Source organism: Kitasatospora sp. NPDC048715, assembly GCF_043198905.1.
GTDB lineage: Bacteria > Actinomycetota > Actinomycetes > Streptomycetales > Streptomycetaceae > Kitasatospora > Kitasatospora lactacystinica.
Map to the genome: position 1 here is coordinate 157164 of NZ_JBICVH010000026.1, position 730 is coordinate 157893.

The 730-nt window shown below is 67.3% G+C and carries 1 protein-coding gene and 1 rRNA gene; both read right to left on the reverse strand.

Annotation, left to right across the window (positions count from 1 at the left end; all coding sequences use genetic code 11):
* A partial coding sequence (locus ACGFSC_RS38620; protein ID WP_392864894.1) for a hypothetical protein occupies positions 1-300 on the reverse strand: 300 nt, incomplete at its 3' end.
* Positions 301-644: 344 nt separating this feature from the next.
* Positions 645-730, reverse strand: a 5S ribosomal RNA gene (gene rrf / locus ACGFSC_RS38625); the annotation flags it as partial.

A 730-nucleotide genomic window follows, 5' to 3' on the forward strand; every position in this document is an offset into this window, starting at 1 on the left:
CGCCGCGGTCGCCACCACGGTCGTCACGGTCACGGTTGAAACCGCCACCGGAGGGACGGTCATCACGACGGAAGCCACCGCGGTCGCCACCACGGTCGTCACGGTCACGGTTGAAACCGCCACCGGAGGGACGGTCATCACGACGGAAGCCACCGCGGTCGTCACGGTCACGGCCGTAGCCACCACCGGACGGACGGTCGTCACGACGCGGACGGTCGTCACGGTCATCACGACGGTAACCACCGGAGGGACGGTCGTCGCGGCGGAAACCACCGGACGAACGGTCGTCACGGCGGTCATCGCGACGGGAGCCGCCACGATCGTTGGACCAGCCCCCGCGGGACCGGGGCTCGTAGCCTCGGCCGTCGTCCGATCGGCGCTCGGGACGGTCCTGGGGCTCGTTCGACATCGTGGTGACTCCTTCTGCTGCTTCAGCTCCACCGCGGACGGAGCATCTTGCGACTCTGCTCCCGCCACGCGGTTTCGACGCCGGCCTGCTGGCCTGCGTACCTTCTCCATTGTCCGGCATGCCAGGACCGTCCGCGTCTGGGCGGAAGTCCCGTTCTGCCGGTCTTCTTCACGTTCGCAAAACACAAAAAGGCCGCAGCCCCAGCGAGTCGCTGGGGCCGCGGCCTTGAATAATTGTTCGGCGGCGTCCTACTCTCCCACAGGGTCCCCCCTGCAGTACCATCGGCGCTGTAAGGCTTAGCTTCCGGGTTCGGAATGTAAC